General features: G+C 36.1%; 21 protein-coding genes. 14 read left to right on the forward strand and 7 right to left on the reverse strand.

Annotation, left to right across the window (positions count from 1 at the left end; all coding sequences use genetic code 11):
* Positions 1-77 precede the first annotated feature (77 nt).
* From EK386_RS08390 to EK386_RS08440, 11 genes are all read left to right on the forward strand, one after another.
* Positions 78-1007, forward strand: coding sequence for an ABC transporter permease (locus tag EK386_RS08390; protein WP_126658714.1), 930 nt, complete (start codon positions 78-80; stop codon positions 1005-1007).
* Positions 1007-1942 carry an ABC transporter permease gene (locus EK386_RS08395; protein ID WP_126658715.1) on the forward strand — a complete coding sequence of 312 codons (936 nt, stop codon included), beginning with the start codon at positions 1007-1009 and terminating at the stop codon, positions 1940-1942. The genes EK386_RS08390 and EK386_RS08395 overlap by 1 nt, the downstream gene beginning before the upstream one ends.
* Positions 1943-1958: 16 nt before the next feature.
* Positions 1959-3005 carry an ABC transporter ATP-binding protein gene (locus tag EK386_RS08400; RefSeq protein WP_126658716.1) on the forward strand — a complete coding sequence of 349 codons (1047 nt, stop codon included), beginning with the start codon at positions 1959-1961 and terminating at the stop codon, positions 3003-3005.
* Positions 3005-3910 carry an ABC transporter ATP-binding protein gene (locus tag EK386_RS08405; protein WP_126658717.1) on the forward strand — a complete coding sequence of 302 codons (906 nt, stop codon included), beginning with the start codon at positions 3005-3007 and terminating at the stop codon, positions 3908-3910. The genes EK386_RS08400 and EK386_RS08405 overlap by 1 nt, the downstream gene beginning before the upstream one ends.
* 434 nt (positions 3911-4344) lie before the next feature.
* Positions 4345-5979, forward strand: coding sequence for a peptide ABC transporter substrate-binding protein (locus EK386_RS08410; protein ID WP_126658718.1), 1635 nt, complete (start codon positions 4345-4347; stop codon positions 5977-5979).
* Between the two features lie 198 nt (positions 5980-6177).
* Positions 6178-7107: an ABC transporter permease gene (locus tag EK386_RS08415; protein ID WP_126658719.1), complete on the forward strand. Its 930-nt coding sequence runs from the start codon at positions 6178-6180 to the stop codon at positions 7105-7107.
* A complete protein-coding gene (locus tag EK386_RS08420) occupies positions 7107-8042 on the forward strand; it encodes an ABC transporter permease (RefSeq protein ID WP_126658720.1) in 936 nt (311 codons plus the stop codon). The genes EK386_RS08415 and EK386_RS08420 overlap by 1 nt, the downstream gene beginning before the upstream one ends.
* A gap of 17 nt (positions 8043-8059) precedes the next feature.
* The gene (locus tag EK386_RS08425; RefSeq protein ID WP_126658721.1) at positions 8060-9118 is read left to right on the forward strand and encodes an ABC transporter ATP-binding protein; all 1059 of its coding nucleotides are present in this window, start codon (positions 8060-8062) and stop codon (positions 9116-9118) included.
* Positions 9108-10016 (forward strand): ABC transporter ATP-binding protein, encoded by a 909-nt coding sequence (locus EK386_RS08430; protein ID WP_126658722.1) that lies wholly within the window; start codon positions 9108-9110, stop codon positions 10014-10016. Before EK386_RS08425 ends, EK386_RS08430 begins: the two co-directional genes overlap by 11 nt.
* A gap of 379 nt (positions 10017-10395) precedes the next feature.
* The gene (gene rsgA, locus EK386_RS08435) at positions 10396-11466 is read left to right on the forward strand and encodes a ribosome small subunit-dependent GTPase A (RefSeq protein ID WP_126658723.1); all 1071 of its coding nucleotides are present in this window, start codon (positions 10396-10398) and stop codon (positions 11464-11466) included.
* Positions 11467-11617: 151 nt separating this feature from the next.
* Entirely contained in the window at positions 11618-12226 is a 609-nt protein-coding gene (locus tag EK386_RS08440; RefSeq protein WP_126658724.1) for a DedA family protein, read from the forward strand.
* Positions 12227-12262: 36 nt separating this feature from the next.
* Here the strand turns inward: EK386_RS08440 and EK386_RS08445 are convergent, their stop codons facing one another.
* On the reverse strand, positions 12263-13471 hold the full coding sequence (locus EK386_RS08445) for an MFS transporter (RefSeq protein ID WP_126658725.1): 1209 nt from the start codon (positions 13469-13471) through the stop codon (positions 12263-12265).
* 519 nt (positions 13472-13990) lie between these two features.
* Between EK386_RS08445 and EK386_RS08450 the strand changes: the two genes are divergently transcribed.
* A complete protein-coding gene (locus EK386_RS08450) occupies positions 13991-15241 on the forward strand; it encodes an MFS transporter (RefSeq protein ID WP_126658726.1) in 1251 nt (416 codons plus the stop codon).
* Between the two features lie 53 nt (positions 15242-15294).
* Here the strand turns inward: EK386_RS08450 and EK386_RS08455 are convergent, their stop codons facing one another.
* From EK386_RS08455 to EK386_RS08470, 4 genes are all read right to left on the reverse strand, one after another.
* A complete protein-coding gene (locus EK386_RS08455) occupies positions 15295-16479 on the reverse strand; it encodes an NAD(P)/FAD-dependent oxidoreductase (RefSeq protein ID WP_126658727.1) in 1185 nt (394 codons plus the stop codon).
* 36 nt (positions 16480-16515) lie between these two features.
* Positions 16516-16938, reverse strand: a complete 423-nt coding sequence (locus EK386_RS08460; protein WP_126658728.1) for a DUF1641 domain-containing protein — start codon at positions 16936-16938, stop codon at positions 16516-16518.
* A 434-nt stretch (positions 16939-17372) separates the two neighbouring features.
* Positions 17373-17936: an isoprenylcysteine carboxyl methyltransferase family protein gene (locus tag EK386_RS08465; RefSeq protein ID WP_126658729.1), complete on the reverse strand. Its 564-nt coding sequence runs from the start codon at positions 17934-17936 to the stop codon at positions 17373-17375.
* A 1-nt stretch (position 17937) separates the two neighbouring features.
* Positions 17938-19020, reverse strand: a complete 1083-nt coding sequence (locus EK386_RS08470; protein WP_126658730.1) for a type III polyketide synthase — start codon at positions 19018-19020, stop codon at positions 17938-17940.
* A gap of 323 nt (positions 19021-19343) precedes the next feature.
* On the opposite strand from EK386_RS08470, the gene EK386_RS08475 reads away from it, so the two are divergent.
* Entirely contained in the window at positions 19344-20156 is an 813-nt protein-coding gene (locus EK386_RS08475) for a cupredoxin domain-containing protein (protein ID WP_126658731.1), read from the forward strand.
* Positions 20157-20178: 22 nt separating this feature from the next.
* Positions 20179-21672 carry a hypothetical protein gene (locus EK386_RS08480; protein ID WP_126658732.1) on the forward strand — a complete coding sequence of 498 codons (1494 nt, stop codon included), beginning with the start codon at positions 20179-20181 and terminating at the stop codon, positions 21670-21672.
* A gap of 29 nt (positions 21673-21701) precedes the next feature.
* Here the strand turns inward: EK386_RS08480 and EK386_RS08485 are convergent, their stop codons facing one another.
* Together EK386_RS08485 and EK386_RS08490 are read right to left on the reverse strand one after the other, a co-directional pair.
* A complete protein-coding gene (locus EK386_RS08485) occupies positions 21702-22397 on the reverse strand; it encodes a hypothetical protein (RefSeq protein ID WP_126658733.1) in 696 nt (231 codons plus the stop codon).
* Between the two features lie 420 nt (positions 22398-22817).
* A complete protein-coding gene (locus EK386_RS08490) occupies positions 22818-23573 on the reverse strand; it encodes a MerR family transcriptional regulator (protein ID WP_126658734.1) in 756 nt (251 codons plus the stop codon).
* Between the last annotated feature and the right edge of the window lie 139 nt (positions 23574-23712).

Below are 23712 nucleotides of genomic sequence, written 5' to 3' on the forward strand. Positions count from 1 at the left end.
CTTAAGGCTGCTTATAATCGAGTAATCGATATCAAGCAGCCTTTTTACGGCTAAAAAATTTAAAGGAGGGACTTAGAATGCTAAAGTATATTTTTAAAAGATTTGTTTATATACTCATTGCACTATTTATTATTGTATCGGCGACATTCTTCTTGATGAAATTAGCACCTGGTAGTCCATTTGCGAGCGAACGTAGCTTTCCACCGCAAATAGAAGAACAATTGAATGCGAAGTATGGGTTAGATAATCCGTGGTATATCCAATATAAAGATTACTTAGTAGACACGGTTACATTTGATTTTGGAGAATCGATGAAATACAAGGGAAGGTCTACGAACGATATTATTTCTGAAAGTTTCCCAATCTCATTAACATTAGGAATTGAAGCGATGATTTTAGCCATTGGTATGGGCGTTTTACTTGGTGTTATTGCGTCGCTCTACCATAATCGATTCCCGGATTATTTAGCATCTACGATTGCAGTACTTGGAATTTCTGTACCATCATTTATATTGGCAGGCCTTATGCAATATTTCCTAGCCTTTAAATTAGGCTTATTCCCTGTTAGTGGATGGAAAGGGTTTATTTACAGTATCTTACCTGCTTTTGCAATCGCTATCACGCATGCAGGATTTATTGCGAAGTTAACTCGTTCTAGTATGCTTGAACAGAAAAATAGTGATTATGTCAAAATGGCGAGAGCAAAAGGGTTAGGGAAGTGGACGACTGTTTTCCGTCATACGCTACGTAATGCATTATTGCCTGTTGTTACATATTTGGGGCCTTTAACAGCTGGAGTGGTGACAGGTAGTTTTATTATCGAACAAATTTTTGCAATTCCTGGTTTAGGAAAGCATTTTGTTACGAGTATTACGAATCGTGACTATACAGTAATCATGGGCACAACGGTCTTCTATTCAATTATTCTTTTATTTGCAGTGTTAATTGTTGATATTTTATATAGCGTCATTGATCCACGAATTAAACTGAAAGGGGCGAAAAAGTAATGACACAATCAAAGCAACAATTCGACAAAATCGCACCTGAAATGTTTACGATTGTTGGGGGGCGACAAGGTGAAACGGAAAAACTATCTGATAAAACGGTGTCATTTTGGAAAGAGGTTTTCTTACGGTTCTCCCAAAATAAATTGGCTATTTTTGGTATCGTTGTTTTAGTTATTGTAACACTGATGGCTATTTTCGTTCCAATTTTTTCTCCTTATAGTTACCGTGAACAATTAGGGATTTATAACGCTGCTCCTTCAGCTGCCCATTGGTTTGGGACAGATGATTTAGGGCGGGATGTCTTTGTCCGTGTATGGCAAGGTGCTCGAATCTCCTTATTCATTGGGATAACAGCCGCGGTTATTGATTTAGTGATCGGGGTTTTATGGGGAAGCATTTCTGGTTTAGCTGGTGGACGTGTAGATAACATTATGATGCGTATTGCAGACGTTTTATCGGCGGTACCATATTTATTAGTGGTTATTATTTTATTAGTCGTGTTAAAACCAGGCTTAATACCGATGATTATTGCTTTATCAGTTACGGGATGGATTAATATGGCACGTATCGTTCGCGGTGAAGTATTATCGATTAAAAACCAAGAATATGTACTGGCAGCTCGAACATTAGGAGCAAGCACATGGCATTTAATTAAAAAGCATTTAATTCCTAATGCATTAGGTGCCATTTTAGTAACAATGACATTAACAATTCCTTCTGCAATATTTACGGAAGCCTTTTTAAGTTATTTAGGATTAGGTGTTCCTGCTCCGATGGCGAGTTGGGGAACAATGGCATCGGAAGGAAATAAAGCGCTTACTTCTGCACCGTGGCGCCTTATCTTCCCGGCATTATTTATTTCATTAACGATTTTTGCTTTTAATGCTGTTGGTGATGGATTGCGCGATGCCCTAGATCCGAAATTACGTAAATAAGAGAGGTGACCACAAGATGAGTAAAAAACTGTTAGAAGTAAATAATTTGAAAATTAACTTTAAAACATATGCAGGAATTGTTCAGGCCGTTCGCGGAGTTAGTTTTGAACTATATGAAGGGGAGACTCTTGCAATCGTAGGGGAATCTGGTTCGGGAAAAAGTGTAACAAGTAATGCGATTATGAAACTCATTCCGGAGCCCCCAGGTATTTATGCAGATGGACAAATATTATTTGAAGGGCGAGATTTAATTCCGCTAAAAGAAAAGGAAATGTCAAAAATACGTGGAAATGATATTTCAATGATATTTCAAGATCCAATGACGGCATTAAATCCAACGATGCGTGTTGGAAAGCAAATTACTGAAGTAATCCTGAAGCATAAAAAGGTAACATCGACGGAAGCGAAAGCAAGAGCATTAAAATTACTAGAGTTAGTTGGTATTCCAATGCCGGAAAAGCGTTTTCGTCAATATCCGCATGAATTTAGTGGGGGGATGCGTCAGCGGGTTGTCATTGCGATTGCATTAGCTGCAGATCCGAAATTATTAATTGCCGATGAACCAACAACTGCCCTTGACGTAACAATTCAAGCGCAAATTCTTGAACTGATGAAAGATATCCAAAAGAAGAGTAATACATCCATTGTGTTTATTACCCATGATTTAGGCGTGGTGGCTAATGTGGCAGATCGTGTTGCGGTAATGTATGCTGGACAAATTGTTGAATATGGAACGGTCAATGATATTTTCTATAACCCGAAACATCCGTATACGTGGGGATTATTAGGGTCGATGCCAGATTTGAAAAATAATGTGAAAGAGGCATTACGAACAATTCCGGGGTCGCCACCAGATTTAACAAATCCTCCTAAAGGGGACGCCTTTGCCCCTCGAAATGAGTATGCAATGGCCATTGATTATGAAGTGGAGCCGCCAATGTTTCAAGTGTCAGAAACCCATTTTGCGAAAACGTGGTTGTTACATCCGGATGCGCCAAAAGTGGATGTACCAGAAGCGATTTCTCGTAGGATTGAAGGGTATTTGAAGGAGGCAAGAAGCTGATGGCAAATAAATTACTTGAAGTGAAAAACTTAAAGCAATATTTTGGTCCTGCTAACAACCCAATAAAAGCAGTAGATGGAATTAGTTTCGAAATTTATGAGGGAGAAACTTTGGGGTTAGTAGGAGAATCGGGATGTGGCAAATCCACTACAGGACGTTCGATTATAAGGTTGTATGATATTACAGATGGCGAGATTTTATTTAAAGGGAAAAACGTTCTCGATACGAAATCCCGAAAAGAAATGAAAGAATTTAATCGAGAAATGCAAATGATTTTCCAAGACCCTTACGCATCATTAAATCCTCGTATGACAGCAGGAGAAATTATTAGTGAAGGGTTTAACATCCATGGCTTATATAAAAATAAACAAGAAAGACAGGCACGTGTAGCTGAACTTCTTGAAGCGGTAGGGTTAAATCGTGAGCATGCTAACCGTTATGCCCATGAGTTTTCGGGTGGTCAACGCCAACGTATTGGGATTGCGCGTGCATTAAGTTTAGATCCTAGCTTTATTATTGCGGATGAACCGATTTCTGCACTGGATGTTTCCATTCAAGCGCAAGTCGTGAACCTATTAAAACAACTTCAAAAAGAAAGAAATTTAACGTATCTATTCATTGCGCATGATTTATCCATGGTCAAATATATTAGTGATCGAATCGCTGTAATGTATAGAGGGAAAATTGTTGAATTGGGTGAAGCAAATGAAATTTACCATCATCCAATACATCCATATACAAAATCGTTATTATCAGCAGTGCCACTTCCGGATCCGATGACAGAAAGAATGCGTGAGCGTATTCCGTATACTCACGAAGAACCTGGCGAAACGGCAACGATTCATGAAGTAAAACCGGGACATTTAGTCTTTGGAACACAACAACAAATCAATAAATGGAAATAAAATATGAGATGACAGTTCAAAGTGAAAATGAACTGTCATCTTTTTTGTTGTTTTGGGAAATATAATTTAGAAATTAGTTCGGTAAGCGCTACCAAATTATCTGCGAATTTTAAAATTAATCTATATTCAAAATGATTAGAATAATAAATTTATTATGTGTATGTTATATCTAAATAATTTATAATTAATCAATTATACTACGGTCAGAGGTTGTATTGTCCGTTTCAAAACAACTTTTTCTAGAAAAGTCCAATTAAAAAAGGAAAATATTAATTTATTAAAAAAATATACTTTTTAGTTTATTTAGTATTAACTTTTTGTTAATATAATATTTATCATTTGCTTTTTTCTGAAAAATGAACAAAATTCACGTAAAGTTTTCTGAAAAATGGGAAATATAATTTTTAATAAAATTGATTGGGGGTATTTACAACATGAAGAAAAATAACTTTCTACTTCTATCCCTGTTATTAGCTCTTTCTGTCGTTTTAGCAGCTTGTAACTTCGGAGGATCTAAAGAAGATAGTGGTAGTACATCGACTGATGGGACAAGCTCAAAGGAATTAAATTTAGTTCTAACATCTGAGCCACCATCATTACATCCGCAATTAGCAACAGATAGTGCTTCAAATGCAATTTTACAAAACGTTTTTGAAGGTTTAACAACTGTAAAAGACGGAGAAGTAGTTAAGGCTATGGCTGAAGATATTCAAGTAAGTGAAGATAATTTAACATATACGTTCACTTTACGTGATGCAAAATGGTCAAACGGTGATACTGTGACTGCTCAAGATTTTGAGTACGCTTGGAAATTTGCTTTAAACCCTGCAAGTGCTTCTGAATATGCATCGATTCTTTATCCTATTAAAGGTGCACAAAGCTACAATGAGGGTGAAGGGGCAGTTGAAGATGTAGCGATTAAAGTGGTGGATGAAAAGACTTTAGAAGTTACTTTAGAAAACCCAACACCATATTTCTTAGAATTAACAGCGTTTAAAACTTATTACCCAATTCACAGCAAAACAGCAGAAGCAAATGCAAATTGGGCTGCTGATGCAGGTGATAACTATATTACAAATGGTCCATTTACTTTAGCTGACTGGCAACATTCTGGTTCTATTACGTTAGAGAAAAATGAAACATACTGGGATGCAGCAAATGTAGCTTTAAACAAAGTAAATATTTCAATGGTAGAAAACGAAGCAACAGCAGCCACTATGTTTGATGCAGGGGAAATCGACTTCTTAGGTGCTCCTTACCAAACTGTTGGTTTAGACGTAATCAACCGCTATAAAGAAGAAGGTATTTTAAATATTCAAGATTATGCTGCTATTTATGTTTACAAATTTAATACAACTGGCGAATTTACTAAAAATGCAAATATTCGTAAAGCGCTTACATTAGCAATTGATCGTCAAGGCTTAATTGACAACATTACAAAAGGTGAGCAAACACCAGCTTTAGGTATGGTACCAAAAGCAATTAAAGGTTTTGAAGAAGATCGTGGTTACTTTAAAGACAATGACTTAGAAGAAGCGAAAAAAGCTTTAGCAGCTGGTATGCAAGAACTTGGCATTACTGATCCAAGCCAAATCCAAATTAACCTTTCTATTAATACAAGTGAAGCACACGCAGCAATTGCTCAATTTGTACAAGAAGGCTGGCACAAAAACTTAGGTATTGATGTAACAATCGATAACTCTGAATGGCAAGTATACCTAGATAAAGTAAGTAACTTAGACTATGATGTTGCGCGTATGGGTTGGATTGCTGACTATAACGATGCTTACACATTCTTAGAGCAATATGACTCTGCGAAAAATGGTAACAATGATACTGGTTGGGAACACCCTGAGTATGCATCATTATTAAAACAATCTATTACTGAAACAGATGCTGATGCTCGTATTGAACTATTAAAACAAGCAGAAGCAGTTGCAATGTCTGAATTCCCAATTGCACCTGTTTACTATTACACAAATCTTTTTGTGAAAAAGGATTATGTTGAAAATATGGCACCTGATTCATTAGGTAACGTACAACTTAAATATGTAGATATTAATAAATAATAACTACTGTTTACTTATTTCGTAATTGTACTTAGGCTGCTTAATCGATTTTCGATCTAAAGCAGCCTTTTGTACTGTTACATTTGATTGCAAATAGGAAAGCATAAATGTGAATTTACAGAAGAAATGACATCGATTTGTCGCATAGGGACAACAAATCGTGTTTTTCTAATTTTATCCTAGAAGGAGGGGACGAAATTGTTAAAATATATTTTTAAAAGATTAGTTTATATTTTAATCGCATTATGGGTAATTGTAACGGCAACGTTTTTCTTAATGCAATTAGCACCCGGAAGTCCATTTGCTAGTGAGCGAAGTTTCCCACCGCAAATAGAAGCGCAATTGAATGCTAAATATGGATTAGATAATCCTTGGTACGTTCAATATAAGGATTATTTAATCGATACTGTAACTTTCGATTTTGGTGAATCAATGAAATATAAAGGTCGTTCAACTAACGACATGATCGCGGAGAGCTTCCCGATTTCTTTAACATTAGGTATTGAGGCAATGATATTAGCGATAGGTTTCGGTATATTGTTTGGTGTAATATCGGCACTTTATCATAATAAGTTTCCAGACTATCTAGCTTCTACGCTGGCAGTATTAGGTATATCAGTACCGTCATTTATTTTGGCAGGTTTAATGCAATATTTCTTGGCGTTTAAACTTGGAATGTTCCCAGTAAGTGGATGGAAAGGGTTTGCTTATAGTATTTTACCTGCTTTTGCAATCGCTATCACACATGCTGGATTTATCGCGAAACTAACACGTTCAAGTATGTTAGAACAAAGTAATAGTGATTATGTAAAAATGGCACGTGCAAAAGGTCTTGGAAAATGGACAACAGTATTTAAACATACGTTAAGAAACGCATTACTACCAGTAGTTACATATTTAGGACCATTAACAGCGGGGGTTGTAACAGGTAGCTTCATTATTGAACAAATCTTTGCAATTCCAGGATTAGGAAAGCATTTCGTAACAAGTATTACAAACCGTGATTATACGGTTATTATGGGTACGACAGTGTTCTATTCGATTATTTTATTATTCGCTGTATTGATCGTTGATATTTTATACAGTGTTATTGATCCGAGAATTAAATTGAGAGGAGCGAAAAAATAATGGCACAAAAAAATCAACAATTTGATAAAATTTCCCCCGAGATGTTTAAGATTGTCGGCGGTCGCCATGGTGATACAGAAAAGTTGTCAGATAAATCCGTATCGTTCTGGAAAGAAGTAAGACTTCGCTTCTCTCAAAATAAGTTAGCGGTATTTGGTATTTTTGTTTTGGTTATCGTGACATTATTGGCAATTTTTGTACCGATATTTTCACCATATAGTTACCGTGAGCAATTAGGTATTTATAATGCTGCACCATCAGCGGCTCACTGGTTTGGTACGGATGATTTAGGGCGTGATATTTTTGTTCGTGTATGGCAAGGGGCAAGGATTTCCTTATTCATCGGGATTACAGCAGCGGTAATTGATTTAATTATTGGCGTATTATGGGGAAGTATTGCAGGTTTAGCTGGTGGACGCGTTGATAACATTATGATGCGTATTGCCGATATTCTGTCAGCAGTTCCTTATTTACTAGTTGTAATTATTTTATTGGTTGTCTTAAAACCAGGTTTAATCCCAATGATTATTGCGTTATCGATCACAGGTTGGGTTAATATGGCTCGTATCGTACGTGGTGAAGTATTATCCATTAAAAATCAAGAGTATGTATTAGCTGCTAGAACGCTTGGAGCGAATACTTGGCATTTAATTATGAAACATTTAGTTCCAAATGCGTTAGGCGCTATTTTAGTAACGATGACATTAACAATTCCGTCAGCGATTTTCACTGAGTCGTTTTTAAGTTATTTAGGTTTAGGGGTTCCGGCACCGACAGCGAGTTGGGGAACGATGGCTTCTGAAGGGAATAAAGCATTAACTTCAGCGCCATGGCGTTTATTCTTCCCAGCGTTCTTCATTTCCTTAACAATTTTTGCGTTCAATGCAGTTGGAGACGGCTTACGAGATGCACTAGATCCAAAATTACGTAAATAGAAGAAGGTGAAAAAAAGATGAGAAAAAAAGTGTTAGAAGTAAACGATTTAAAAGTCAACTTCAAAACTTATGCAGGTATTGTACAGGCTGTTCGTGGAGTTAGCTTTGAACTATATGAAGGTGAAACATTAGCAATCGTTGGAGAGTCAGGGTCCGGGAAAAGTGTAACAAGTAACGCCATTATGAAACTTATTCCGCAACCACCTGGTATTTATGCTGGTGGAGAAATCCTATTCGAAGGCAAAGATATTATTCCATTAACGGAAAAAGAAATGTCAAAAGTACGCGGAAATGATATCGCAATGATTTTCCAAGATCCGATGACGGCTTTAAACCCAACAATGCGTGTAGGGAAACAAATTACAGAAGTGATCTTAAAGCATAATAAAAAAGTTTCAAGTGCAGAAGCGAAAGAGCGTGCAATTAAATTATTAGATTTAGTTGGAATTCCAATGCCAGAAAAGCGTTTCCGTCAATATCCTCATGAATTTAGTGGTGGGATGCGTCAACGTGTAGTAATCGCCATTGCTCTTGCGGCAGACCCAAAACTACTAATTGCCGATGAACCGACAACAGCACTTGATGTAACAATCCAAGCGCAAATTCTAGAATTAATGAAAGATATTCAAAAGAAACGTAATACATCCATTATTTTCATTACCCACGATTTAGGGGTTGTAGCCAATGTTGCAGATCGTGTAGCGGTTATGTATGCTGGGCAAATTGTCGAGTATGGCACAGTAAATGATATTTTCTATAATCCTAGACATCCATATACATGGGGACTATTAGGGTCAATGCCGGATCTGAAAAGTAATGAAAAAGAAGAGTTACGTACGATTCCTGGTTCGCCACCGGATTTAACTAACCCTCCAAAAGGGGATGCCTTTGCACCAAGAAATGAATTTGCCATGGCAATTGATTATGAAATGGAACCACCAATGTTTAAAGTGTCTGACACACATTATGCAAAAACGTGGCTATTGCATCCAGATGCACCAGAAGTTCAAATTCCTGAGGCAATTTCACAAAGAATTGAAGGGTATTTAAAGGAGGCGCAAGAAAATGGCAAATAAGTTGCTCGAAGTAAAAAACTTAAAACAATATTTCGGCTCTCCGTCAAACCCGATAAAAGCAGTAGATGGTATTAGTTTTGATGTATACGAAGGTGAGACACTCGGTTTAGTAGGAGAATCGGGTTGTGGAAAATCAACGACAGGTCGATCAATCATTCGTTTATACGATATAACGGATGGTGAAATTCTATTTAAAGGTAAAAATATTCGTGAAGCGAAATCTCGAAAAGAGTTAAAAGAATTCAACCGAGAAATGCAAATGATTTTCCAAGATCCATATGCATCACTTAATCCGCGTATGACGGCAGGAGAAATCATTAGCGAGGGCTTTGATATTCATGGTCTATATAAAAATAAACAAGAGCGTCGTGAACGAATTGGCACATTGCTAGAGGCAGTTGGTTTAAATCGTGAACATGCGAACCGCTATGCACACGAATTTTCCGGTGGGCAACGTCAGCGTATTGGGATTGCTCGTGCGTTGAGCTTAAACCCAAGCTTTATTATTGCCGATGAACCAATTTCTGCCCTTGACGTGTCAATCCAAGCACAAGTGGTTAACTTATTGAAGCAGTTACAAAAAGAACGCAATTTAACGTATTTGTTTATTGCCCATGACTTATCGATGGTAAAATATATTAGTGACCGTATTGCAGTTATGTATAGAGGGAAAGTTGTGGAGTTAGGGACGTCAGATGAAATTTATCATCACCCAATTCATCCATATACAAAATCTCTTTTATCGGCGGTACCTCTTCCTGACCCAGTGACAGAAAGAAAACGTGAGCGAATTCCATATGTCCATGAAGAAACGACGGAAGAAATGAAGGTCCACGAAGTACTACCAAATCACTTTGTATATGGTTCGGACAGTCAAATTAGAAAGTGGAAAAACTAATAATCACCTGAGAGTTTAATAACATGACGTTTTATAATAGTAGGTGAGGCATACTTAATTAAGAGATGCCTCGCCTTCTTTATTATTCGATGGAGTATTATTGACATGTTCATCATCCATGAATATAATAAAAAGACAAATAAAGGGAGTAGGTGATGTAATTATGGCAAATGTATATGCGATTGTTGAAAAGCGATTTGGTTTGTCTAATTTCATTCATCTCAAAAGTAACGATTTATTTGTGCTTGGTCATAATTAGGCTAGGCTTACTTTCTTATACTCTTGAATGTGATGAAATCTTATGACTGCCAAATCGCAGAACATAAGGTTTTTTATTTTGTCTAAGTTTTGGATCAATCACAATCAGGAGGAATACCCTTTGAATTTACAAACATTAGGATTTACATCGCACTTTGAAGAGCAATTTACGCAATTTAAAAATAATGAAAAATATGTAAACTGTGTGCCAGCACGAGTTGTCATCGAACATAAACATTCGTATCGGGTGCTTTCAACACAAGGAGAATGGCTTGCGACGGTAGCTGGTCATTTCGCTTATGAAGCCTACTCTAGAACAGACTATCCCGCAGTAGGTGATTGGGTGCTTGTTGAAAAAATGGCGGGTGAAGATCGTGCAGTTATTCATCAGTTATTTACGAGAAAATCTTCATTTTCCCGTAAAATCGCAGGGACTGAAATTGAAGAACAAATTGTCGCATCCAATGTGGATATTGTGTTACTCGTAATGAGTTTAAATGAAGATTTTAACTTACGCAGATTAGAGCGGTATATTATTGCGGCATGGGATTCAGGTGCAAAACCTGTCATAGTATTAACAAAAGCAGATATGTGTTTGGACATCGAATATTACTTACGAGAAATCGAAGCAATCGCCATGGGAGTTGACATCATTGTTACAAGTGCTCTTACTGGGGAGGGAATTGAACAAGTTAGGTCATTATTTACATCGGGTGTTACGGGTGCACTACTTGGCTCTTCTGGAGTAGGGAAATCGACATTAACAAATGCACTATACGGTCAAGATAAAATGAACGTTGCAAGCATTCGAGATGATGACGCAAAAGGGAGACATACAACAACCCACCGAGAACTAGTCATTTTACCGAATGGTGGTTGCTTGATTGATACACCAGGCATGCGAGAGCTCCAACTATGGAATCAGAGTGACAGTTTAGCTAGTGGTTTCCAAGATATTGAGTCTCTTTCAGCACATTGTCGATACCGAGATTGTACGCATACAAACGAACCTCATTGTGCGGTCTTACACGCTATTGATAATGGCGCGCTAGAGTTATCTCGCTTACAAAGCTATTTTAAACTACAAAAAGAACTAGCATTTATGGAAAGAAAAACAAACACACAAGCACGGCTAGCTGAACAACGAAAATGGAAACAAATTTCAAAAGGCTTAAAGAAAAAGTATAAATAATTTTTTTCTCAAAAGATTAGTTATAAGTTACAATATTGTAAGGCTTGCGGGACTTTCTCGTTCGCCTTTTTTTTGTTATTGTGTATGAAGACAAGAAAACTTGAATAGGGTTTACTATAGACAAGTATTTTAGTACATAAGGAGAGTTTTAATGGAGAATTGGATTACAACGATTATGGAGGATTTTGGATACATAGGTGTTTTCCTATTAATCATGTTAGAAAACTTATTTCCTCCAATCCCTTCAGAGGTCATTTTAACCTTTGGAGGATTTATGACGACCTCTACAAATTTAACGGTAACGGGTGTTGTCATTGCTTCAACAGTGGGATCCGTTGTCGGAGCAATTATCTTATATGGTATCGGTGCAATTGTTGGAATTAAAAGAATTGAACGCTTTGTCGATAAGTGGGGAAAAGTTTTACGGTTAACAAGTAGAGATATTCATAAAGCAAATTCTTGGTTTGAGAAATATGATGTCTGGACGGTATTCTTCTGTCGATTTATTCCATTAATACGAAGCTTAATTTCATTACCAGCCGGATTAGCAAAAATGAACTTCGGTGTATTCTTACTACTAACAACTTTAGGTACATTAATTTGGAACTTGGTATTGGTCAATGTAGGAGCTGCTGTAGGTGATTCTTGGGAGGTTATTGTCCACTATATGGATATCTATTCTAACATTGCTTATGCGGCATTAGCGTTAATTTTTATTGTGGTTGTGATTCGATTCTATAGGAAAAAGATGAGAAGTTAAATGTTAGGAGGGAATCCGTATATGGACTCCCTCCTTTTAGATTGGTTTTTCCACTTTATCTTTCGGTAAAAAGAAGGCGGCGATTAATAAGATCGGTAGAATGGATACAAGTTTAATTGTATTCGCAATCCCAATGCTATCTAATAGTAAACCTATCACTACAGCACCAATAGCGCCCATTCCAAATGCAAACCCCGTAGTTAACCCCGCCATCGTTCCAATTTTACTTGGAACGAGCTCCTGTGCGTAAACCACTGTAACGGAGAAACTGATCATAATTAATGTTCCAATGATGATTAGAAAAATCAGCACGACCCATATTGGCATGTATGGTAACAATAAACAAAATGGAAGTGGCCCTACGACAGAGAGTAGAATGACATTTTTACGTCCAATTCGATCTGATAGGGACCCACCAAAAAAAGTACCTACCACGCCACAAGCCATGAAAATAAAGATAAAGATTTGTCCCATTCTCAATGTTAAATCATAATGGTCCATTAAGTAGAATACATAGAAACTTGTTATATTCGTTGTATAAAATGAACGAGCAAAAATAATGACCATTAATAACGTTAAGGCAATTCCTACTTGTTTTTTCGTTAAAGGTGGTAATGAGGAGATTAATACTTTTTTCTTTTTGTTTGATAACTTTTCTGCCTCTAATCTACGCACATACCATCTAGAAATTTTCAGTAAAATGGCAATCCCTAAAGTTGTGAATAATAGTACGATTGCTGCGCCACGCTGTCCATATACATCTAAAATGAATGCACTAATTAACGGTGCTAAAGCTTGTCCAGAGTTTCCACCAACTTGATAAATCGATTGGGCAAGGCCACGTTTATTCCCAGCAGACATGAATGATACTCGAGAACCTTCAGGATGGAAAACGGCTGATCCAAAACCTAAAAATAACACAGAAATCAGGATTAACCAATATTGCTCAGCTAATATGAGCATAGTCAAACCAATAAACGAGCACATCATGCCAATAGGTAACGCATAAGGCATTGGTTTTTTATCACTAACAAACCCCACAACCGGTTGGAGGGCAGATGAAAACATATTTAAGACGAAAGAGATAATGCCAAGCTCCGTGAAAGATAGTCCTAAATCGCGTTCAAGTAAAGGAAACATCGCTGGTACGACAGACTGCATCGTATCATTGATTAAATGAGCTACTCCTATGGCAATCATAACCGGATAAATAGGGTTATTGAGAGTAGCTTTTGTATCATTCATAATAGTCACCTTCTAATCTAAATTCGTATTTACAATTATACCCCTAAATAGCTAATTTCATAGAAAAGTGTATTATTTCTTATAATTTCCATTTCTAAAATTGATAGAGGGATTTGGTTATGCTATAATTTCATCATCTTATAAAGAAATGGAGGGTTCCTACAATGCAATCAGTTAGACTACGTATCCAAACTTCGAACCGTTAATTTAATACGTTCAAGGCTCTCGTGCTAGAGTAAATGGGATTAGTCTGACTTTTTTAGGAAACCTTTATTTTACGTTGTGAAAAGTAGGGATACGTGTATCTTCTATTTTTCGAAATTATGCATAAGAAATTGAATTGATTTGTTTGGGTTAGTTTCAACAAATCTCTTTTTCCTATGTCTTAATAAATCGGTTTTTTTATCCCTTTACTTACGAACACAGGAGCAAACCTGTGTTTTTTTCTATTTAAAATAGTCTTGTGGCGAACGGTTCTACTGGCAAATGACAACTTAAAAATAAAAAGGATGTTAATTTATGAATCAAAGAGAACAACTCGCAACACAAAATTGGAAGAAAAACATTACATTATTTTTAACAAGCCAAACAATTTCGCTGTTTGGCTCGTCCCTCGTACAATATGCCATCATGTGGTACATTACGTTAACTACGCAGTCTGGCATCATGATGACTATTTCGATTATTTGTGGGTTTGTACCTGCATTTTTCCTGTCACCCTTTGCAGGAGTATGGGCAGATCGATACAATCGGAAATTGTTAATTATTTTCTCGGACTCGATGATCGCCATTGCGACACTTATATTAGCGATCTTGTTTTTAAATGGGTATGATTCTATGTGGCTTTTATTTGTTATGTATGCAATTCGAGCTGTTGGAACAGGTATTCAAATGCCAGCAGTTGGAGCAATTTTGCCGCAAATCGTTCCTGAAGATAAACTCACGAAAGTAAATGGAGTAAATGGAAGTATTCAAGCGATGATTATGCTGCTTTCTCCAATGGCTAGTGCTGGATTACTTTCTATTGCAACGATCGAAGTAATTTTCTTTATTGATGTAATTACGGCTGCAATTGCGGTATTAACATTGGTACTATTTTTAAAAATTCCTGCTCATAAAAAGGCGCAAGAACAACAAACGACAAGTTATTTCAATGATTTTAAAGCAGGGCTAGACTATATAAAAAATCATGAGTTTCTTAAAAAGTTTTTTACGTTTTTTGCTTTATTTTTAATATTAGCGGCCCCGGCTTCGTTTTTAACGCCCCTACAAGTAACTAGAACATTTGGTGCAAATGAATGGTATTTGTCAGCGATTGAAATAGCCTTTTCAATCGGAATGATGATTGGCGGGATTGCCATTGCCACATGGGGTGGATTTGAAAATCGAACGCATACAATGACGCTTTCCGCTTTTGCATTTGGAATCTGTACATTATTCCTAGGGATTGTGCCGGTATTTTGGATTTATTTAATATTCATGGGACTCATTGGGGTTGCCATGCCGATCTTTAATACTCCAGCTACGGTATTACTTCAGGAAAAAGTAGAAGGGGATTATCTTGGACGTGTGTTTGGGGTCATGACAATGATTTCAACTTCTGTTATGCCATTATCCATGCTGGTCTTTGGTCCACTTGCAGATATGATTGATATTGAATGGCTATTAATTGGAACAGGGATTGTCATTTTTATCCTGAGCTTCTCGCTTGTAGGAAGTAAGGTATTGATGGAAGCTGGAAAACCGGTTGATAAACAAGTAAGTGAGTAAGTAAAAAAGAAGATTTCGGCGATAAGAACCGAAATCTTCTTTTATATTTTCTATTAATACGCTAATCCGTATAACGCTTTAATGTGAGATAAGTAACGAACGTGACTTGCTTCTTTCATTAAAGAGGCTGGTAGACCTTTAAGTGGAATGTTATTTCCTCCAACAGTAGCTACACCATCTTTGCGTCCAAGGCTAGCTAATGTACCAGAATTAATCGGGTTAAATGTTTCAAGCTTTTGACCACGAATTAAAGCAAATAAGTTATAACCAGCTGTTTCGCCCATTTGCCATGCAACTTGTGCAGTTGGTGCGTATAATGGACGTCCACCATCAGCAGGTAGGGCAACTGAAGCATCTCCCACAACGAATACTTCTGGATGAGAAGTTGATTGTAAGTATTCATTAATGATCGCTTTACCACGGTCACATGCAAGACCAGATTCTTGAACAAGAGGAAGTGCCGCAACACCACCAGTCCAAATGAATGTGTTGGCTGCGATCACAGAACCGTCTTTTAGTGAAATTTTATTACCTTCTACACCTGTTACAGGTAAACCAGTTAAGAATTCAACCCCGCGTTTTGATAAAGATTCTGTAGCACGTTGGATTAAATCATCTGGAAGTACAGGAAGAATTTTTGGTCCGGCTTCAACTAGCTTAACGTTGAATTCATTGAAATCAACGCCGTATTTTTTCGCAATTTTAGGGAAGTTATCAATGATTTCACCAACAAGTTCAACACCTGTTAGACCGCCACCACCGATGACGATTGTTGCATCAGCTGGATTTTTTGATTGTGCATAAGAAGCAATTTTACGTTCGATATGCGCGTTGATTTGATTTGCATCGTCAACAGATTTTAATACCATGCTGTTTTCTTCAAGTCCAGGGATACCAAAGTAACCCGTTTGACTACCTAAAGCAACTACTAGGATATCGTATTCTAAGTATGAGCCGTCAGTAAGGAATACTTCTTTACTTTCAACGTTGAAAGATTTTACTTCCTTTACAACGATATTGATGTCTTTTCCTTTAAATAATTTCTCTAAAGGTAAAGCAATCGCAGGTTCTTTAATTGTACCACCAGCAAGACGGTGTAATTCTGTAATAATTTGGTGAGTAGGATATTTGTTCACCACTGTAACGTTTGCTTCGTTTTTACCTAAAAATTCACGTAATTTTAGAGCAGTAAGTAATCCGCCGTAACCTGCACCTAAGATGACGATTTTTTTTGACATGTTAATCCTCCGTCCTTATTAAGTTTATAATAAAACTTATTGTTGACTTTTACGTTCAGCTTGAATTTCAATAAATGCATTTGCAATACGGAATATCTTTTGCACTTCTGGGTCTTTCATTAATTTTAATAAACCGAATAAACCGATAGATTCATTTGTAACTTCTGCACGATCTTTCGCTTCGATAGCAGCAGAAGCCAATCCTTTTACGGAATCGATTACTGGTACTGCTACTTCTTTAATACCGTTCACTGTATCATTTTTTAATACGTCATCAGTAGCTACTAATTGTGCTAAATCATATGCTTTCGTTAGAAGTGTAACTACTTCGGCTAATTTTGGTAATTGCTCTACTAATGTAGTTAGCGATTCCTGAACTTCAGGCTTTAATAACTGATCAAGTAAATCTAGTTTCCCTTGTCCAATAGCTTGCTGAGCTTGAGTCAATTCTTCTGACATATCCAATTCTCCTTTACAATTAGCACTTATATGCTAGTTTATTTACAAAAGTTTGAAAAATACTTCACAAACATTCACACAACTAAAAATCCAATTATCTTTTTAACGGTCATTTTTAAACGATTTAGAATTAATTGGTACGTCTCCATGATAATACAAATATGAGGTAAATCAAGCTAATTTACAAAAACAATAACTGAAGAAAAAATAGTAACTTACTTTTACGTTTAAAGGAAATATTTAGTCTATTTACATATTACTATTTCTACAAATTGCGACTTCATTTGACAAATTTATTGCAAAAAAACGAACATTGTGTGCGTGTCAATTAAATTATACGACTTATCATAGATAATTTCTAATAAGAATCCTTGGTTTATGTCGATTTTATGATAATTAAAGGAATAAATCGTTTTTTTAAAGCTAATTTTTGTTTACTGTTGGTGGTCGTTCACTATAGGTGAAGACAGTTTCTTTTTAAACTCTTTTGAATAGTTGGTAGCTTCCATTAATGCTTTTTCTTCAATAGGTATACGAACTGCTAGCATCGCGAAATTTAAAAGAGTAAAACAAATTGCCGTAAAGTACGATTGGAACATTAATGGTAATAATATTATTTCAATAGAAACTACTACATAATTGGGATGTCTAAAAAATACATATGGTCCTCTTTTAATGACATTAGCTCCAGGTAAGATGATAATTTTTGTATTCCAAAATTGGCCAAGAGAAGCTAAACACCATATACGTAGAGCTTGAGTTAGTAAAAATAAAATAAATAACCAAGAAAAGAATGGGGAAAGCATAGGTCTAAAAATAACTACTTCAACAATTAAGCTTAGAAAAAAACTAACATGAAGGGCAATCATATAAGGGTAATGTGATTCACCGACTTCATAAGCCCCGAGAGCCTTCATTTTTATTTCATTGCCTCTAGCTACATATAGTTCAACTAGTCTTTGTACGATGACAAACGCCAAAATAAGCGTAAAAATCATTTTAATCCCTCCACTCGAGTAAAACTGCTTCGCCGCTAAATCCAGGTCCAAGGGCAACTAATAATCCATGACTGTTAGGAATGGTCTCCTGTAACATATATTGTTCTAGAACATATAGAACGGTAGGGGAGGACATATTCCCGTGATTTTTTAAAACATTTCTAGAAACTTGGGTATGTTCCTCAGTTAGGTTCAACGCTTCCTCATATGCCTCTAACACCTTTTTTCCTCCTGGATGAGCAACAAAGTTTTTCAATTGTTCTTTGTTAATCCCTTCTAGAAGTAAAAAATCATTAATAAAAGGACCTAACCATTTACTTATAATAGAAGGAATATCTCGAGAGAAAATAACATGAAGTCCATCGTTTTTAATATCCCATCCCATTACATCTTCGGAATCTGGCATCCATTTTGATGCCGTTTTTAATATATGAGGTACAGGTTTTATTGATTTTACTGGTACTTGGTCGCCACAAACTAAAATACAGGCGACCCCATCCGCAAATAATGAAGCACCAACTAAGTTGCTCTTTGAATAGTCGTTTTGCTGAAAAGTTAAGCTAGATAATTCTACACACACCACTAACACCTTTTCATCCGGATGGGCTAAACAATAGTCAAATGCTCGACTCACACCAGATGCACCGCCCGCACAACCAAGACCCCAAATAGGCAATCGTTTCAGTTGGTCAGAAAATGGTAGTTTATTCATGACTCTTGCATCAATACTTGGTGTGGATATGCCTGTGCTAGATACAAAAATAATGGCATCAATATCTTCAGTTGATAAGGGATGCTCGAGAAATTGTGTGTTTCCCAAACAAGATTGAATGACTTCTACACTATATTCTGTTGCTAATTCAATATATAAATTATTTCGTTCTTCAAAGGTGTGCTGGGATCGATGCCAATCTAGAGGAACGCAAAATTGACGTTGTTCAATCTCACCATTTTCAAATACTTTTAATAATCTTTCTAGTTGTGGAATTTTGTCTTGAAAAAGTTCTTTTGTTAACTCTTCAATATTGGATTGCTTTAATTTATAGGGTGGGTTATATGTACTGACCGAAGCAATTCTTGGCATGGGAAATCTCCTTTTTTAAAGTAGTTTTCTCCTCCTAAATAGTAAATATGCAAAAAGAATTTTTATATAAATTCGATGGTTTTAAATATATCAATATAATTTTATGGAGATATAAGGTTTTTATAGTATAAATAGTGATAATGATTTTTTAAAGAAAAATTGATTAATTCGATTGTTTTTTCGTATTTATTGATGTTGTATGATTCTTACAAATTATCTGGAAGAAATATATAATTTTCAATTGTATAATTTTTTATGTTTCAATATACTGTAATTGTAATACTTTATTGTAAAATTTTAGTTATTAAATGGGGGGTATATTTATGAAGAAAAAGTTATCAATCTTTGCATCGTTATTTGCAGCAGTGGTTGTTATGACAGCTTGTACAGAGGTAGAAAAGACTGAAACGGACACTGAACAAACAGAAACTACAGGTGAGACTAATTCGATCGTGATTTCAGGTGATGTAGTTTCAGAACAAGGTGGATGTGTATTATCAAGTAGATTCTCTCCTGGTGATAAAATTATATTTCGTAACAATATTGTAGATGGTACGACAGGTGAACAAGTAGTTGATGCGAAAGTGCAGGTACATCTATCAACTGGAGAAGTTCTAGATATGGCTTATGGTGAACATGGAGACGACAAGTTTTGGGTTGTTGCCTATCCAGTTACAGCAGAAACTCCAACAGGTGTCTTAGAATATAAAGTTACAGCATCATATAACGATGCGTCAGCTGAGTGGGAGCCATTTAATGTAGCTCCATCGAAACTTCAAATTGTGTCTGATACTGTTGCAACGGCAGGTCCAGCTCCAGAAAAGGCTGAGGAAGAAGTAGATTTATCGAAAGTAGAAACGAATCAAAAGGTTGAAATTATCGGTGTGAACTTTGATTTTAAAGGTGCAAATGATGAAAAGACATTCTATGTAAAAGCAGGGGAAGAAGTAACACTTTCTTTGAAATCAGAAGAGGGAGTGCATGGTCTAGCGATCTCTGATTTAAAAGTAAATTTAGATAAAGATGGTGAAGTAAAATTCACACCAGAGAAAGCTGGAGAGTATGACATTGTTTGTAGCGTGTTCTGTGGTGCAGGACATGGCGATATGAAGGCGAAATTAGTCGTAGTAGAATAATAGAAAAGAGGGAGAATAGATCTTGAAAATCCCAACTTATAAACAACTATTCATAGCAGGGACTTTAGTAAGTATGTTGGCATTGGTTGCTTGTTCAGGGGCTGAAGAAACTACAACTACTCAAAAAGATCAAACAACTGAAACCACAGAAAAAGCTGAAGTGAAGTTAAAAAATAATATTTCCTTATCTGTTGATCGTGGATTTGTTCGAGATGAAGTTAAATTTGATGCAACAGATCTTGAACCAAACAAAGAAGTAGAACTTACTTGGAATTCTATTGATGGAAAATATATTGTTGAAGATTTATATGCTGTTGTAGGTCCAGAGTTCACTGAGGAAGAGATCACATTAACGAAAGGGAAAGCGGATGCAGAAGGTAAATGGTCTGGATCATTTAAAGTTCCAGAAGGTTTTGGTGGAGACTTTACTATTTGGGTAAAGCAAGATGGTGAAAAAATTGGGCAAGTGGGGTATACGGTAGATCCATCATTTGTTATGGAACCAGAGTCAGGTCCAGTTGGTACAGAAATCACGATTAAAATGGAAGGTCTAGGTTGGAGTACGTACATGCGTAACTGGCAACTAACTTATGATAATAAATATACAGGTTTAGTAACGGGTATTTCAACAAACGGTACAGCAGAGGCAAAAATTCGTGCAGCTGGGGATGTTGGAAAGCATGCTATTCGTTTACGTACAGGTTATTTAGGTATGCAATATATTAATTATTTACAATCACCATATCCTGATAAACCAGCACCTGATTTCCTATTCGAAGTGACAGAAGGTGTTGCTTCAACTATTGAGAATCATGTGGAAGAAACGCCAGTAGCAGCTGATGGTGGGGTTGTAATGCCTGAGCTGAAAAATAAAGATAAGGTAAAAGTTGATTTAAGTGTGACAGAAGGAATTGTAGGAGCGCCTGTTAAATTAACTGCATCTAACCTACCTGCCGAAAAAGAAGTTGAGTTTGTTTTCAACACAATGCGTGGAAGTCGTGTAAGTGGTAACGGCTTTGGCGAAGAAACAACTGTACTTGGAAAAGCGCCTATTGATAAAGATGGGAAAATAGAATTTGATTTCCCAATTCCTGATGATTTAGGTGGTATTCCTCATCGTATTGACTTAGTCGTTGATGGGGAAGTATATGGACAAACGTATTTGAGAATTTTACCATCCATCGTTAGTATGGAACCATTATCCGGGCCAGTGGGTACAAAAATTTCAATTACTATAAAAGGTGGCGGTTGGACTGAGTTTGATAATGCCTATTATTTAACTTACGATAATGCGTATACAGGTTATCTTTGTGCCTTTAATAGTGCTGGTAACTTAACGTTTGACGTAATAGCAACAGGAAGCACAGGATACCATATAATTGACTTATATCCTGGTATTTACAAACAAGAAATTAAGGATACAGATATGACATTAATTCCGCAATTAACATATTCAACAGATCATCCGGGATCTGCAATGCCAGCGATTCGTCTTGCATTTAAAGTAACTGAATAAGGTAATACATTCGGGGCACTGATTTCAAATCAATGCCCCTTTCTAGTGCCATTTATTAGTTTTTGATTTTCATTTAAATTAATCGTTTTTAATAGAAGCTCTAAGTAAAGTAGAAAGTAATCGATACAATCTTTTACAAGTTCAGCATACGTAAAAAATGCATCTGTTTTTTGGTAATGAAGGTAGTCGCATTTTAATACTTCAAGTAACTTTTTTGAAAATAGATGGATGTTGGTCGCGTGATATTGTTCTAAACAGGCGGTTAAACTACAAAATAGTATGGCATCCTCATTTTCGGGATGTTCTAAAATAGCAATATCCTTAAGTAAAATTTCGAGAGACTTAATATATCCAAAAAATGCAATATCCTGATTTCCTAAAATTTCAGCGTTGATGGATTGGGTATAAAGGTTTTGAAATTTTTTTGTTGTATTTTTTACCAAGGAGTTTTCATTGAAGCCATATTTCGGAATGGAGCCTAAGTATTTTGCGTGAATGGCCGTTGCATCTTCGCTAAAATCATTTAAGATAAAGTACTGCTCTTTGCAAGAAGGGCAGGCTAAAGAGAGCACTCTTATTTGAAAGGTATTATTTTGTAAAAAATAAGTGTTTTCAGCGTTCGGATGAATATCTAAATTACAATGAGGACATTTATTAATTACTATGTATTCCAGATCGAGATATTCATAATGGATTTTCTTTAGTTTTGTTTCGTGCTTTTGCATATTTGAATAGTCTCCTTTAATGTCCTAAAATTGTTCGATCAGTATAGAATATAGGTAGTATTAACAGTATGGTAGCCAATTTTCCTAGGAAAAATTCGTATTATTGTAAAAAAAAGGATTTCTAAATAAGTGAGCAGGTATAAACACGAAAAAACATAAATAAAAAACCCGGAAAATTAATTCCGGGTTTGATTGCACTTACTATTCATCCTCCATGACACACTGCCTCGCTTTTCGCATTTAATCTTAAGATAAACCTAAGACAACCGTGCTTTAGCTATTCAGTTTTCGATGGTCCTTAAGAGTAACGATCATTCGCACTCATCGGGTTAACCCTCCTAGTCACTTGGATTGGAAGTGAAATCTTTAATAGTATAGATTGATGGCATTTTTTTATACACATTATTTATGAAATTTTACTTATTTCAAATAAATTAAAATAGCATCTCGTAAAAATTCAGTCGCTCCTTCTACGGTTTTATCATAGTAGGCTGTAAATCGTTCGTCAGCTACATACATTTCAGCAAGTCCAGCATGAGCCTCTTTAGAATAAGTTGGCCAAGAATACATTAACCATTCTTTATGCTTTTTCGCCACTTCTTGTGCTAAATCAGATGCAGGGTCGCCAGTAGCAAAAGCTTTCGGAAGGAGCTCTAAAATTTCGTTCCCTAATTTTTCTAAAGCTTCATAATCTTCTTGTGACATTCCACGAAGTTTCGCATTAGAGGCTTCAACCGTTTCTTTATCATACTTTTTACGAATCTCATCCCCATACTTTTCTTCATTTTCTTTTATTAGTTTATTTTTAAAAGCGTCAAATTTTTCTTGATTACTCATTGTTATTTCTCCTTTCTCATGAGCAATGGTTTTTTCAACCGTTGCAATTAATTGATCCAGGTGGGCACGTTTCTGTACGAGTTTTTGGTAATGCTGTTGAAGTGCATCGGTTGAATTGAAATTTGAATCGTTCATAATAGAAAGGATAGTTTCTAAATCAACATCTAACTCTCGAAAGAACAGAATTTGTTGAAGACGATCCAATTCTTTTTGACCATAAATACGGTATCCAGAACTACTGATTCTTGCTGGCTTTAATAAATTGATTTCATCGTAATAGCGTAATGTTCGCGCGCTAACATTCGCTAAATTGGCTAATTTACTTATTGTGTACTCCACTTTACCCCCTCCTGTTGATATCATCTTAAAGGTTGACGTAACGAGAAAGTCAATGATAGTTTGAAAATTATTTTAAAAAAATTTTCCACATGATGAATTAGTAAGTAGTAATATATTCATGATGAGAGAAAGAAGTATA

Origin of the sequence: Lysinibacillus antri (genome assembly GCF_003977595.1) — a bacterium.
GTDB lineage: Bacteria > Bacillota > Bacilli > Bacillales_A > Planococcaceae > Ureibacillus > Ureibacillus antri.